Origin of the sequence: Pseudooctadecabacter sp. (genome assembly GCF_965657175.1) — a bacterium.
GTDB lineage: Bacteria > Pseudomonadota > Alphaproteobacteria > Rhodobacterales > Rhodobacteraceae > Octadecabacter.
Map to the genome: position 1 here is coordinate 39,812 of NZ_CBFHNH010000010.1, position 13,729 is coordinate 53,540.

Sequence of the window (13,729 nt, forward strand, 5' to 3'; positions counted from 1 at the left end):
CATCGCCACCCCGCCATTGACGACAGGCCCGCGTCCGTTACCTATCACGCAACAGCCAAAACGATGCAAGCAAGAGGGAACACAATGGCAAAAGTCGCATTTCTAGGTCTCGGCGTGATGGGGTATCCCATGGCGGGGCATCTGGTAAAAGCCGGACATGACGTCACCGTCTACAATCGCACCCATTCGAAAGCCGCTGCTTGGGCGGATGAATTTGGCGGCAAGATGGCCACCACGCCTGCGGTTGCGGCGATGGATGCGGATTTTGTAATGGCCTGCGTGGGCAACGACGACGACCTGCGCGCGATCTGCATCGGCGAAGATGGCGCATTCGGCACCATGGCGCGCGGGGCGATCTTTGTGGATCACACGACGGTTTCTGCCAAAGTCACGCGGGAGCTTTATGCCGCCGGTCAGGGGCTAGGCGTGTCGTTCGTGGACGCCCCGATTTCGGGCGGTCAGGCGGGGGCCGAAAACGGTGTGTTGTCGGTGATGTGCGGGGGTGATCAGGCGGCCTATGACGTGGCCCAGCCGATCATCGACAGCTACGCGCGCATTTGCCGCCGCATTGGTGACAGCGGTGCAGGCCAGATGACAAAGATGTGCAACCAGATCGCCATCGCGGGCCTTGTCCAAGGTCTGTCTGAGGCGCTGCATTTTGCCGACAAAGCGGGCCTCGACGGGCGGCAGGTGGTTGAAGTCATCAGCCAAGGGGCGGCTGGGTCATGGCAGATGCAGAACCGCTACGAGACAATGATCGACGGCGCGTTTGAACACGGCTTTGCAGTGGACTGGATGCGCAAGGACCTGGGGATTTGTCTTGCTACCGCTGATGAAACCGGCGCGTCGCTGCCTGTCACAGCCCTTGTCGATCAGTTCTACAAAGAGGTCCAGTCCATGGGCGGTGGACGCTGGGACACATCAAGCCTGATCAAACGCTTGCGCGCTTTGGGGTAGGGGCCGCCTGCATCAACGGCGCTGCCTAATCGGTCTGGGTGCACATCCCGACCCAGCGGGTGTTTTCGGGCTGCAGGGTCAGCCGCGCGGTCCCGTCTGGACGCACGATCATCAGGCGTGATCCCAGCTCACCTGCGTCTTCGTGAAACCCTTGGACGCCGCCTGCCATCATAATGGCCTGCGCGGCAAAGGTGGCGTCCTCCAGGGTGACCTGCGTGACCTGCCTACGTGGCGGATCGTCGGGGTTCAGCGGTTCCACAAACTGATGCGGGTCGATGGCGAAGGCCACGTGGATGTCCTCACACAAGAGTGTACAGTCCTCACGCGTCATCACGCACTCCCACTGCGCCGCAGCGGGGCCTGCAAGCCCCGCAAGCAAGGCCCCCGCTAGGGTGATACGAGGCGGTCGCATTGGCCGGAGGCAAAGTGTTCGCGCGGTTCGGTTTCGCCCTCAACAGCGGAGGTCGCGTAGAAATCAAGTGCGCGGTCGCGGAACATCATCAACCGCCCCTTCACATCGCCCCCCATGGACGTGAACGTCAGGGCCTCATCGGTTCTGTCCAAGGTGGCGCGAGGGTCCATGCCCGGAATTTCCAGACGGGGCTGGCCGTCAATGTAGGATGTATAGGCAATGATATAGATGGGGTTCGATTTGCAGGCGTCAGCGACGCAATACCGTTCAAAGGTGCACACATAGTGCGGGTAATTCGCGTCCCCCTCGATGTCGGGCGCGTTGGATCTTTCGGTGAAGATCATAAACACAGTGATGCCGACGATCATAAGGACAACCAAGATCGGAAGGACGGTAAAGTTGCGTTTCGCCATTGGAACCTCTGGTGTGTTTTAGATGCTTAGCACGGACGGACCGCGCCGCCTACCACGACGTCAAACCGACAGCCGCGCTGCATGGGCGCCGCGTTCACGGTAAGGGGTGGTGTCGTAGTGGGACCGGTAGCATTTGGAAAAATGCGACGGGGACGCGAACCCGCAGGCCAAGGCCACATTGATCACCGACATATCCGTCTGCATCAGCAGATTGCGCGCCTTTTGCAGCCGCAATTCCATGTAATACCGTTTGGGGGACCGGTTCAGATAGCGCCGGAACAGCCGTTCCAATTGCCGTGTGGACATGCCGACATCCTTGGCCAGAATGGAGGGGCTGATCGGTTCTTCGATGTTTTGCTCCATCGCTTGGATGACGCGGCTCAATTTGGGGTGCCGCACGCCAATCCGCGTGGGGATCGACAACCGCTGGGTGTCCTGATCGGTGCGGATCGCGGAATAAATCTGCTGATCTGCCACCGCATTGGCCAATGTTTCACCGTGGTCATCTGCGATGATCTGCAAAAACAGATCGATGGAGGATGTGCCACCCGCAGTGGTCCAGCGGTTGCCGTCTTTGACAAAGACAGATTTCGTCAGTTCCACCTCAAGGAATTCTTCGGTAAAACTGTCGTGATTTTCCCAATGGATCGTGGCGCGTTTGCCGTCCAGCAGGCCCGCCTTGGCCAGCGAATAGGCGGCGGTGCACAGCCCGCCCATGACCAGACCGCGACGGGCTTCGCGCCGGATCCAGTTCAGGATGCGCTTGGTCGTGGCCGCCTGCACATCGCGGCCGCCACACAAAATCACCGTATCGTCGCGATGCAATTCATCCAGATCACCGTCCAGCGCAAAGGTCGTGCCGGTCGAGCAGCTGACCTTGTCGCCGCCTTCGCCCACCAGCCGCCATGAATAAAGCTCCTGTCCGGCCATACGGTTGGCCAGACGCAGGCAATCGATCGCCGCTGCAAACGACAATAACGTGAATTGGTCCAGCAAAACAAAGATAAACCGACGCGGTGTCCGGCTTGGGTTTTCAACATCGACGGAGTTGTAAGACTGCATGGTGGCTACGCTTCAATAGGTGACGGTTAGGCTGAGCATCTTTCTATGGCACAATCAAGACAAATAGCCGCTGGATCAGACTTTAGCGAAGCGGCATTTGTCATTGGACCTTATCCACATCCTCGTTATAAGCGGGTCTGGTATCGCTCACTGCCCCACGGACGGGGCCGCGATCACATGTATTTTCAATCGGAGCAAGAACATGACGGACTGGAAAAAATCTGACTGGCGCAACAAGCCCCGGGTACAGATGCCGGACTATACCGACGCGGAGGCTTTGGCCGCTGTTGAGGGAAAGCTGTCTTCCTATCCGCCGCTGGTTTTCGCCGGTGAGGCCCGCAAGTTGCGTCAGGAATTGGCTGCTGTCAGCCGTGGTGAAGCGTTCTTGTTGCAAGGCGGCGATTGCGCCGAAAGCTTTGCGGCCTTCAACGCCGATGCGATCCGCGACACCTTTAAGGTGATGTTGCAGATGGCTGTGGTGCTGACCTACGGCGCGAAAGTGCCGGTGGTAAAGGTTGGCCGTATGGCCGGCCAATTTGCCAAGCCACGTTCGGCCCCGACCGAGACGATCAATGGTGTGGAACTGCCCAGCTACCGTGGTGACATCATCAATGATCTGGACTTCACGCCCGAGGCCCGCATCCCGAACCCTGATAAGATGTTGCAGGCCTACACGCAGGCCGCAGGCACGCTGAACCTGCTGCGCGCCTTTTCGACGGGCGGTTATGCGGACATCCACAAGGTTCACGGCTGGACCCTGGGGTTCACCGGCGCGCCAGAGGCGGACAAGTACCGCGCCATGGCCGAACAGATCAGCGGTACGCTGGACTTCATGAAGGCCGCTGGCATGGATGCCGAAGCGGCGCACGCGATGGAAACGGTGGATTTCTATACCTCCCATGAGGCGCTGTTGCTGGAATACGAAGAGGCCCTGACGCGGATCGATTCTACCTCCGGCAAGTGGCTGGCCGGGTCTGGCCATATGATCTGGATCGGGGACCGCACCCGTCAGCCCGACGGCGCCCATGTGGAATTCTGTTCCGGTGTGCAAAACCCCATCGGGTTGAAGTGTGGCCCCACGATGACGTCTGGCCACCTCAAGGCGTTGATGCAAAAGTTGAACCCCGAAAACGAAGCTGGGCGTTTGACGTTGATTGCGCGCTTTGGGGCAGGGTCCGTGGCCGAACATCTGCCGCGTCTCATCAAGGCTGTGGAAGAAGAAGGTGCCAAGGTCACTTGGGTCTGCGATCCGATGCACGGCAACACGATCAAGTCGTCCACGGGCTACAAAACCCGTCCCTTCGACAGTGTCCTGCGTGAGGTTCGCGAATTCTTTGGCGTCCACAACGCCGAAGGCACGATCCCCGGCGGTGTGCATTTTGAGATGACGGGCGCGGATGTGACCGAATGCACCGGCGGCGTGCGGGCCGTGACAGACGAAGACCTGTCCGACCGCTATCACACCGCCTGCGACCCGCGTTTGAACGCGTCGCAATCTCTGGAACTGGCGTTCTTGGTCGCAGAAGAGCTGTCTTCGCGCCGCGCATCGGTTCTGGCGGCGCAATCCGCCTGAACCAAGTCACGTCGCGTCATGAACCCTTACGGGTTCGACACAACAAGGCGGAGGGCAGGTGTGTCCTTCGCCTTTTGTGGCTCTGACAGGTCGGATGCCACCCGCGGCGAAGGCCGCACGCGATCGGGGCGCCCCCCTTGCACAGCCGTCAGCCCTGCGATGGGCTCCACCCGGGAGGCAACTTTGTCTGATACGCCAAACCGGCGTCCGCCCATGCCGCGACGGCCGCTCATGACCAGAACACCCAATAGGCGGGTGACTTGGCCGTGATCGTCGCGCAAGGGCAGCAACAAAATCTTGCCGTGCAGGGCGGGCTGGCCCACGGCGCGGGGGGATTCTAAGGGCAGTTCAACCACCGACGGGGTGGTGAACGCGGTTTCGATAAAGTTCGAGATCGCCGCACGTGATGCAGGCAACATGATCGCCGTCAATGGCAGGCCACGGGGTTCCATCCCGATCAATTTACCGATGTTGCGGCCCGCCACCCTGATCCGCGCCACACCCGGTGCCACACGTTCCACGATAAAGCTGTCCTCAAGCTGGCGGCCCATGGCCACCGGATCCACATCCGCGCGGGACGGCACGCCCAGTTTTCGGGGCAGGCTTTTCCAATAGGCCTCAAGTTCGTCGAGCGCCGTGGGATTGGTCATGATGACATCCTGCGCCTGTGCCACGTCTTTGTTGCCAAGTTTGTAGGGGTCAAATGTCAAACTCATTACGGTCGTCCTATCTGTATCGATTGCTTGTCCAGTTTGTGACACATTTGCTTCGCATTTTCTCTAAACAAAGTGTTAACGGGTTAATGGCGGGCTGCCGTGCGGCGCCAGAACTGGCTGTCTGAGGCGGTCAGACACTTGCCTAGAGGTTGCATTTGCCTTTAGGTGCAAGGGGATAGACCCAAGCCGAAGGACCGCCCGTGATCTGCTCCATGACCGCATTTGCAACGCAGCAAGGAACCGCCGATGACGTCGCTTGGACGTGGGAGGTGCGCAGCGTGAACGGCCGCGGACTTGATGTAAAGCTGAGGTTGCCGGACGGATTTGCCGCGCTGGAAGGCACCGTGCGCAAAGCCGTGGGCGCCGTTGCAACCCGTGGCAACATCACTGTTGGCCTGCGGCTGCACCGGTCCCAGACCGAAGGAGCGTTGCAGATTGATCAGGACCGGTTGGATGTCATTCTGGCGGCTTTAGATCAAATTCAGGACCGCGCTTTCGACAAGGGCGTGACGCTGGGCCAGCCCACGGCTGCGGACGTCTTGGCCCAAAGGGGCGTTCTGGTGGCCCGCCAAACGGACGACGCCGACGCTCTGCTGGCCCCGCTGGAGGCGGATTTCAACGCCGCACTGGCCGGTCTGATGGCCATGCGCGACCATGAAGGGGCGGCTTTGGCGCAGGTGTTGCGCGCCCAAGTCGATGAGGTTGAAGCACTGACCGCGCAAGCGGCCTCCGCCGCCGAGGTCCGCACATCGGCTCTCAAAGACCAGATGGACCGTGCTTTGGCCCGCGTGGCCGAACAAACCACCGTCGATCCGGACCGTGTGGCGCAGGAACTGGCGCTGATCGCCGTCAAATCCGACATCACCGAAGAAATCGACCGCCTGGGCGCGCATATTCAGGCGGCCCGTGATTTGCTGGATGCGGGCGGCCCGATTGGTCGAAAATTCGATTTTCTGACCCAAGAATTTAACCGTGAGGCAAACACTTTGTGCTCCAAAGCCCATTCGACGGCGCTGACGCAGATCGGGCTTGCCCTCAAGGCGGTCGTCGACCAAATGCGTGAACAAGTCCAAAACGTGGAGTAACCCCATGGCGCGACGCGGCCTTTTGATCATTCTGTCCTCGCCCTCGGGTGCGGGGAAATCCACCCACACCAAGCGGCTGCGGGCATGGGACCCGACGATCCGGTTTTCGGTCTCCGCCACGACCCGCACCCCGCGTGAGGGGGAGGTGGATGGCGTCGATTACCACTTCAAATCCGAAGAAGAGTTCAAGGCGCTGGTGTCGGACGACAAGATGCTGGAACACGCCCATGTCTTTGGCAATTTCTACGGCTCCCCCATGGATCCGGTGCGCGATGCGATCAACGCAGGCGTTGACGTGTTGTTTGATGTGGATTGGCAGGGGGCCGAACAGATCAAGGACAGCCCGCTGGGCCAGCACGTGCTCAGCGTGTTTTTCTTGCCCCCGTCGATTGAGGAATTACGCCGTCGGTTGGAAACACGCGGCCAAGACAGCATGGAGGTCATTGACAAACGCATGGACCAAAGCTGGGACGAAATCAGCCACTGGCGCAGCTATGACTATGTGTTGGTCAACGATGATCTGGACGCCACCGAAGCGCGCCTGCGCACTATTGTAGAGGCTGAGCGCCAACGCCGTGATCAGCAGCCCGATCTGGCCGATCATGTGCGCCAGCTGCAAGACGAATTCGCGGGGGCCAAGTGATGCTGTATGACCTTGAGGGCGCGCGCCCTGACATTGATCCCGCAGCCTGGATTGCGCCGGGCTGTCACCTGATTGGCAAAGTGACGGTAGAGGCGAAAGCCTCCGTTTGGTTTGGCACGACGATGCGCGGTGACAATGAGATGATCACCGTTGGCACGGGCAGCAACGTGCAGGAAAACTGCGTGCTGCATACGGATATGGGGTTCCCCCTGACGATCGGGACCAATTGCACCATCGGCCACAAGGCGATGCTGCATGGCTGCGTCATTGGCGACAACAGCCTCATTGGCATGGGGGCCACGGTTCTGAACGGGGCCGTCATCGGCAAAAACTGTCTGATCGGGGCAGGGGCCTTGATCACCGAAGGCAAGGTGATCCCCGATGGGTCGCTTGTGATGGGCATCGGTAAAATTGTCCGCGACCTTGACGATCAAGCGATTGCAGGCCTCACCGCCTCCGCCTTACACTACCAAGAAAACGCAGCCCGTTTCGCGGCTGGTCTTAAGGAAATCTAATGTCTGAAACGCCGAAGTCTTTGGCGCGCCGTCCGGCGTGGCCGACATCCGTGTCCCGTCCTGTCGTGACACCATTGCAGCCCTCTGTTGTCTATTCCTCACCTGATCCTGACGGGCTGGACCGCCAGTATGAAGAAGGCTCGGGCTTTACCTATGCGCGCGAAGGCCATCCCAATGCCTCCGTTTTGGCCCAAAAGATCGACGGGCTTGAAGGGATGACAGGCGGGATCATCACAGGGTCCGGCATGTCGGCTGTTGGCGCCGTGTTCTTGGGTGTTCTGAAGGCAGGCGATCATGTGATCGGGGCGGATCAGCTTTATGGCCGTACCTTGCGTCTGATGACCGAGGACCTGCCCAAGTTCGGGGTTGAAACCTCACTCGCGGACCCAACGGATGTTGCTGCCATCGCCGCCGCCATCCAGCCCAACACGCGGATGATTGTCGTCGAAGTCGTGTCGAACCCCACGATCCGAGTGGCGGATATGGAAGGGATTGCCGCCCTGTGCGCAGACCGTGGTATTCTGCTGATGGTCGACAACACCTTTACCACCCCGCGCAGCTACCTGCCGTTTGAACACGGCGCGGATATTGTCATCCATTCGGTCACGAAACTGCTGGCCGGACACTCTGATGCGACCCTTGGCTATGCCGTGGCAAAAGACCCCGAATTGATGGAAAAGATCAACGTGGCCAATGTCACATGGGGCCTGACGCCAAGCCCCTTTGACTGCTGGCTGGCGGAACGTGGCCTGCAGTCTTTCGATCTGCGCTATGACCGCGCCGAGGCCACGGCCACGGCCCTGTCGGAGGCCTTGTCCGATCTGCCCGGTGTGACCAAGGTCCTGCACCCCAGCCGCCCCGATCATCCTGACCACAACCGTGTGGCGCAGGTGTTGGGCGACCGTCCCGGCAATATGATGTCGTTTGAGGTGGCAGGGGGCCGTGCTGCGGGCAATGCGCTGACCAACGCCGCAAAGGATCTGCCATTCGCGCCCACCTTGGGTGATGTGGGCACGACACTCAGCCATCCGGCGTCGTCGTCACACCGCGCGCTGACCGAAGACGGGCGCGCGAAGCTTGGCATCTCCGAAGGGTTCTTCCGCGTCTCTGTGGGGCTCGAAGACCCCGGCCTGTTGATCGACGAATTGACCCACGCCATCGCTGAAAGCCAAAAGGCCTGATCCATGTCTGACCTGCGCGCCTTGATCACCAGCCTGCCCAATCCGGTGATTGTGGTGGGCGGGGACCTGCGTATTCGGGGCATCAACGCGCCAGCGCGCATTTTGGTCGGCAAGGACTGCGACGGCTGGCACTATGTCACGGCCCTGCGCCAACCGGCGGTTCTGGACGCGGTTGAGGCGTCGCTGGCCGACGGCGGCCAGCGGGTGGCGCGGTATCTGGGCAATGACGGCGCGCGCGACACCACGTGGGATGTGTCCGTGCGGGCTGTGGCCCTGTCTGAAGGTCGTGCGGTCGTGCTGTCCTTTCAGGATATGACCGCCGTGGAAGACGCAGGTGAGATGCGGCGCGGCTTTGTGGCCAACGTCAGCCATGAAATGCGCACGCCGCTGACATCACTGCTGGGGTTCATCGAAACCCTGCGCGGGCCCGCCCGCAATGATCCAGCAGCCCAACAGCGGTTCTTGGCGATCATGGAGCAAGAGGCCGGGCGCATGCACCGTCTGGTTGAGGACCTGTTGTCTCTCAGCCGGGTGGAAGATCAGGAACGCATCCGGCCCACGGCCAAAGTGCCGCTGAATACGCTGATGGGGGAGGTGCTTGAGGCGCTGGCCCCCGTGGCCAAGGCGCGGGGCGCGCGCTTTGTCACCAACGTGCCCGATGATACCATCGAAGTGTTGGGCGATTGGGGGCAGTTGTGGCAGGTCGTCAGCAACCTCGTTGAAAACGCCATCAAATACGGACGCGAAGGCGGCACCGTCACGATCACCCTGACAGAACCGGCCCAGCAAAATGCTCTGATGCAGCCCGGCGTGCGCCTGTCCGTGCGTGATGAGGGGGACGGTATCGCCGCGCATCACATTGCCCGCCTGACCGAGCGATTCTACCGCGTCGACACCCACCGCAGCCGTGAAATCGGCGGCACGGGGCTGGGTCTGGCGATTGTAAAACACATCATCACACGTCACCGCGGCCGGTTCCGCATCGAAAGTGAAATCGGTCAAGGGTCTGTTTTTACAGTGATTTTGCCGATTGGAGCGGCTGGCCCCGCAGAATAATGCGCAAGCGTCGGCGGCTGTCATATAACTTTTACACAACTGTCACAAAAGCGTTTTGAGCGGCGCTTAGCCACCGCCCCATGATCCTTCGATCCGCGAAGGATAAGCCCCGCACTTAGGGGTGATGAAACCGACGTACAGGAGACTTCAATGTCCTTCATCAAAATGACCGCCTCAACACTGGCGATCACTGCCATTTTCGCCACCGCTGCTTCTGCCCGTGACAACGTGCAGGTTGCCGGGTCCTCCACCGTGCTGCCTTATGCGTCCATCGTAGCCGAAGCCTTTGGCGACAACACCGACTTCCCGACACCTGTTGTGGAATCCGGTGGCTCCTCCGCTGGTCTGGCCCGTTTCTGCGAAGGCATCGGTGAGACAACCATCGACGTGGCCAACGCCTCCCGCGGGATCCGCGAAGGTGAGATCGAAGAATGCGCCGCCAACGGCGTGACCGACATCATCGAAGTGCGCATCGGCTATGACGGCATCGTGTTTGCCTCCCAGATCGACGGCCCTGATTACACAGCCTTCACACCATCCGATCTGTTCAACGCACTGGCCCCAAAGGTCATGGTTGACGGCGAACTTGTCGACAACCCCTACACACAGTGGTCCGAATTCAACGCGGATCTTCCGGCGGCTGACATCCTGGCCTTCATCCCCGGCACCAAGCACGGCACACGTGAAGTATTCGAAGAAAAGGTGATCGCAGTGGGCTGCGAAGAAACCGGCGCGTTTGAGGCGATGATGGAAGCAGGCATGTCCGAGGACGACGCAGAAGACGCTTGTCTGGCTGTGCGCACTGATGGTCTGTCCGTGGACATCGACGGCGACTACACAGAAACGCTCGCCTCCATCGACGCGAACCCCAACGCCATCGGCGTCTTCGGTCTGGCCTTCTACGAAAACAACACAGACACGCTGAAAGTGGCGACCATGTCCGGTGTTGAGCCCACAACCGAAACCATCGCCGCAGGTGACTACCCTGTGTCCCGCCCGCTGTATTTCTACATCAAAGGCGCGCACATCGGTGTCATCCCCGGCCTGAAGGAATACGCACAGTTCTTCATGGCAGATGAGCTGGCAGGCCCCGACGGCCCATTGGCCCAGTATGGCCTCGTGTCCGACCCTGAGCTGGCAGCCACACAAGCCAAGATCGAAGCTGAAGAGGCGATGTAAGCCCCTTTAGGATGGCGCGGCGCGGGTCGCGCCATCCCGTTTTGCCGCCCCCCATCAGGGGCGGCCTTTTGACGACAGGCCCCGTGACCGATAAGAGGGCCGAAACGAAGACCGGAACGCGCGCGTTCCACCCTTGAGCGGAGCTGCCATGCCGATCCTCACCCTTCTTATCGTCCTCGCGATCATCGCTGTCGCGGGCTATGTGTTGGGCCGCAAGCGGGCCATGGCCTCAGCCGATGGCGACATGCGCAAATTGCATTCGCTGCCCAGCTATTATGGATACAACGCCGCCCTGACGGGTCTTGTGCCTGCCGCACTGGTGCTGGCGGTCTGGACCATCGCGCAGCCTATGGTGTTGCAAAGCAACGTGTCCGACATGATCACCACCGAAGTGGCCGATGACGGCGCGCTGTCGCTGATTATGTCCGACGTGCGCCGTTTGGCCGACGGGTTGGACACTGCCGTGGCGCAAGGTGCGCTGTCGTCTGCTGAAGCCGCGAACATGACAACTGAGGGCACGGATGTGCGCGGCACGCTGGCCGGTGTCGGTGTGGCGCTTGGGTCTGAGGTGTCGCAGGACGTGCTGGGGGCCGCGCAAGCCTACCGCGCAGGTTCTGCCACGGGCAACCTGATCAAAACCGTCCTTGTGCTCATGATCGCCATTGGCGGCACGTCTTTTGCGCTGATGAAGACCACCGCGACCTTCCGCGCGCGCAACACCGTGGAACGGGGCGTCATGGCGGTGCTGATCGCAGCCGCCTCCATCGCGATCCTGACGACCATCGGGATCGTGCTGTCGCTGGTGTTTAACACGGTCGAATTCTTCCGCCTGTATCCGGCCATGGATTTCTTCTTTGGCACCACGTGGCAGCCCAGCTTTTCGGGGCGCGGCGGGGCGTCTGAACTTGGGTTGCTGCCGCTTCTTTGGGGCACGCTCTACATCTCTTTCGTGGCGCTGCTGGTGGCGGTACCCATCGGATTGTTCGCCGCCATTTACCTCAGCGAATATGCAGGGCCGAGGGTCCGGGCCTTTGCAAAACCGCTGCTTGAGGTTCTGGCCGGTATTCCCACAATCGTTTACGGCCTCTTTGCGCTGTTGGTCGTGGGGCCGATGCTGAAGGATGTCTTTGGCGGCGATGGCGCGCTGGGTGTGGCCTGGATGACCGGAGATCGGTCGGTGATCACCGCAGGGCTGGTCATGGGGATCATGTTGATCCCGTTTGTGTCTTCCCTGTCCGACGACATCATCAACGCCGTGCCCCAATCCATGCGCGACGGATCGCTTGGCTTGGGCGCAACCCCGTCTGAGACCATCCGCCAGGTTGTGCTGCCCGCCGCTTTGCCCGGCATTGTGGGCGCCATCCTGCTGGCTGCGTCCCGCGCCATTGGCGAGACGATGATCGTGGTCCTTGGGGCAGGGGCGGCAGGGCGCCTTGACCTCAACCCGTTTGAGGCCATGACCACCGTCACCGCCAAAATCGTCAGCCAGCTGACCGGCGACAGCGACTTTTCATCGCCTGAGGCGCTGGTGGCCTTCGCCCTTGGCATGTCGCTGTTTGTCATCACGCTGGGGCTGAACGTCTTCGCCCTTTTCATTGTCCGTAAATACCGGGAGCAATACGAATGACCGCGTCCCCCAAATCCTCCCTGCTGACGGTCGATGCGCGCACCAAAAAGCGCAACGCGGCTGAGAAGCGGTTCAAAGCCTACGGCATCGTGGCCATCGCCATTGGTCTGCTGTTTCTGGTCGTGCTGCTGACGTCGATCCTGCGCTCCGGTCTGCCTGCGTTCACCAACACGGTCGTGGCCTTGCAAGCGACAGTGACGCAAGAAGACTACGATGCCGCCGAAGGCCAGCTGCTGAAAACCGCCGCTTATGAGGCGTTGCTGGTGGCCAAGGTCAACGAATTCCTCACCGCCCAAGGGTCCACGATTGAGGTGGATGAGGATTTCATCACCGACCGTCTGGTGCCCAAAACAGGCGCCACGATCCGCGAATTCTACAAAGCGAACCCAGGCCAGATCGGCCAGTCCGTGACGTTCAATCTGCCCGCCTCGACCCGCATCAGCCGCTATTTCGAAGGCGACCTGCAGCGCGAAGATGTGACCGACAGCCGCTTTTTGATGGTCGAAGACCTAGACGTGCTGGATGAGATGATTGCAGCAGGGCTGATCACAACCGCCTTTGACTGGAATTTCATCACCGGCACGGACACCGCCGTGGACAACCCCGGCGGTGCGGGCATTGGTGCGTCGGTCATCGGGTCGTTCTTTATGATGATCGTGGTGCTGCTGCTGGCCCTGCCTATTGGCGTCGCGGCCTCGATCTATCTGGAGGAATTCGCGCCCAAGAACCGCCTGACTGATTTGATTGAGGTCAATATCTCAAACCTCGCGGCCGTGCCGTCCATCGTGTTCGGTATTCTGGGCCTTGCGGTCTTCATCCAGTTTGCACATCTGCCGCAATCGGCCCCGCTGGTGGGCGGCCTTGTGCTGACGCTGATGACCTTGCCGACGATCATTATCTCAACCCGTGCGTCCCTGAAATCCGTCCCACCCAGCATCCGCGATGCCGCCCTTGGGGTGGGCGCATCCAAAATGCAGGCGGTGTTCCATCACGTGCTGCCGCTGGCCATGCCGGGTATCCTCACGGGCACCATCATTGGTCTGGCACAGGCCTTGGGCGAAACGGCGCCGCTGCTGCTCATTGGTATGGTGGGCTATGTGGCGCGGGAATATCCGGACGGGATCATCTCAGGCTTTGTGGACAGCAACTCCGCCATGCCCGCGCAAATCTACACCTGGGCGGCCCGTGCCGACACCGGGTTTTACGAAAAGGCCTGGGGTGGCATCATCGTGCTGCTGGTCTTCTTGCTGACCATGAACCTCATCGCGATCCTGCTGCGCCGCCGGTTTGAGCGCCGCTGGTAAGGGGGC

The 13,729-nt window shown here is 60.7% G+C and carries 14 protein-coding genes; 10 read left to right on the forward strand and 4 right to left on the reverse strand.

Annotation, left to right across the window (positions count from 1 at the left end; all coding sequences use genetic code 11):
- Window positions 1-84 precede the first annotated feature (84 nt).
- Window positions 85-957, forward strand: coding sequence for an NAD(P)-dependent oxidoreductase (locus tag ACTG36_RS10145; protein ID WP_375282063.1), 873 nt, complete (start codon window positions 85-87; stop codon window positions 955-957).
- Between the two features lie 25 nt (window positions 958-982).
- On the opposite strand, the gene ACTG36_RS10150 is transcribed toward ACTG36_RS10145, so the two are convergent.
- The 3 genes from ACTG36_RS10150 to ACTG36_RS10160 are packed head-to-tail and all read right to left on the reverse strand — an operon-like array spanning window position 983 to window position 2,844.
- Window positions 983-1,288 carry a hypothetical protein gene (locus tag ACTG36_RS10150; protein WP_375282062.1) on the reverse strand — a complete coding sequence of 102 codons (306 nt, stop codon included), beginning with the start codon at window positions 1,286-1,288 and terminating at the stop codon, window positions 983-985.
- Window positions 1,289-1,344: 56 nt separating this feature from the next.
- Window positions 1,345-1,782 carry a hypothetical protein gene (locus tag ACTG36_RS10155; RefSeq protein ID WP_375282061.1) on the reverse strand — a complete coding sequence of 146 codons (438 nt, stop codon included), beginning with the start codon at window positions 1,780-1,782 and terminating at the stop codon, window positions 1,345-1,347.
- A gap of 60 nt (window positions 1,783-1,842) precedes the next feature.
- A complete protein-coding gene (locus ACTG36_RS10160; protein ID WP_375282060.1) occupies window positions 1,843-2,844 on the reverse strand; it encodes a GlxA family transcriptional regulator in 1,002 nt (333 codons plus the stop codon).
- Window positions 2,845-3,046: 202 nt separating this feature from the next.
- Here ACTG36_RS10160 and ACTG36_RS10165 point away from each other — a divergent pair, with 202 nt between their 5' ends.
- On the forward strand, window positions 3,047-4,417 hold the full coding sequence (locus ACTG36_RS10165) for a class II 3-deoxy-7-phosphoheptulonate synthase (protein WP_439142191.1): 1,371 nt from the start codon (window positions 3,047-3,049) through the stop codon (window positions 4,415-4,417).
- A gap of 26 nt (window positions 4,418-4,443) precedes the next feature.
- Here ACTG36_RS10165 and ACTG36_RS10170 read toward each other — a convergent pair whose 3' ends face one another.
- Complete coding sequence (locus ACTG36_RS10170; RefSeq protein ID WP_439142193.1) at window positions 4,444-5,133, reverse strand: PAS domain-containing protein; 690 nt, start codon at window positions 5,131-5,133, stop codon at window positions 4,444-4,446.
- A gap of 212 nt (window positions 5,134-5,345) precedes the next feature.
- On the opposite strand from ACTG36_RS10170, the gene ACTG36_RS10175 reads away from it, so the two are divergent.
- From ACTG36_RS10175 to pstA, 8 genes are all read left to right on the forward strand, one after another.
- On the forward strand, window positions 5,346-6,218 hold the full coding sequence (locus ACTG36_RS10175; protein ID WP_439142195.1) for a YicC/YloC family endoribonuclease: 873 nt from the start codon (window positions 5,346-5,348) through the stop codon (window positions 6,216-6,218).
- Between the two features lie 4 nt (window positions 6,219-6,222).
- Complete coding sequence (gene gmk, locus ACTG36_RS10180; RefSeq protein WP_375282356.1) at window positions 6,223-6,861, forward strand: guanylate kinase; 639 nt, start codon at window positions 6,223-6,225, stop codon at window positions 6,859-6,861.
- The gene (locus ACTG36_RS10185) at window positions 6,858-7,376 is read left to right on the forward strand and encodes a gamma carbonic anhydrase family protein (protein ID WP_375282355.1); all 519 of its coding nucleotides are present in this window, start codon (window positions 6,858-6,860) and stop codon (window positions 7,374-7,376) included. The genes gmk and ACTG36_RS10185 overlap by 4 nt, the downstream gene beginning before the upstream one ends.
- On the forward strand, window positions 7,376-8,557 hold the full coding sequence (locus tag ACTG36_RS10190; RefSeq protein ID WP_375282354.1) for a trans-sulfuration enzyme family protein: 1,182 nt from the start codon (window positions 7,376-7,378) through the stop codon (window positions 8,555-8,557). The genes ACTG36_RS10185 and ACTG36_RS10190 overlap by 1 nt, the downstream gene beginning before the upstream one ends.
- Before the next feature lie 3 nt (window positions 8,558-8,560).
- Window positions 8,561-9,613: an ATP-binding protein gene (locus ACTG36_RS10195; RefSeq protein ID WP_439142200.1), complete on the forward strand. Its 1,053-nt coding sequence runs from the start codon at window positions 8,561-8,563 to the stop codon at window positions 9,611-9,613.
- Between the two features lie 150 nt (window positions 9,614-9,763).
- Window positions 9,764-10,792 carry a PstS family phosphate ABC transporter substrate-binding protein gene (locus ACTG36_RS10200; protein WP_375280958.1) on the forward strand — a complete coding sequence of 343 codons (1,029 nt, stop codon included), beginning with the start codon at window positions 9,764-9,766 and terminating at the stop codon, window positions 10,790-10,792.
- A gap of 148 nt (window positions 10,793-10,940) precedes the next feature.
- Window positions 10,941-12,419: a phosphate ABC transporter permease subunit PstC gene (pstC, locus tag ACTG36_RS10205; protein ID WP_375280957.1), complete on the forward strand. Its 1,479-nt coding sequence runs from the start codon at window positions 10,941-10,943 to the stop codon at window positions 12,417-12,419.
- Window positions 12,416-13,723 (forward strand): phosphate ABC transporter permease PstA, encoded by a 1,308-nt coding sequence (gene pstA / locus ACTG36_RS10210; RefSeq protein ID WP_439142203.1) that lies wholly within the window; start codon window positions 12,416-12,418, stop codon window positions 13,721-13,723. The genes pstC and pstA overlap by 4 nt, the downstream gene beginning before the upstream one ends.
- Window positions 13,724-13,729: the final 6 nt, after the last annotated feature.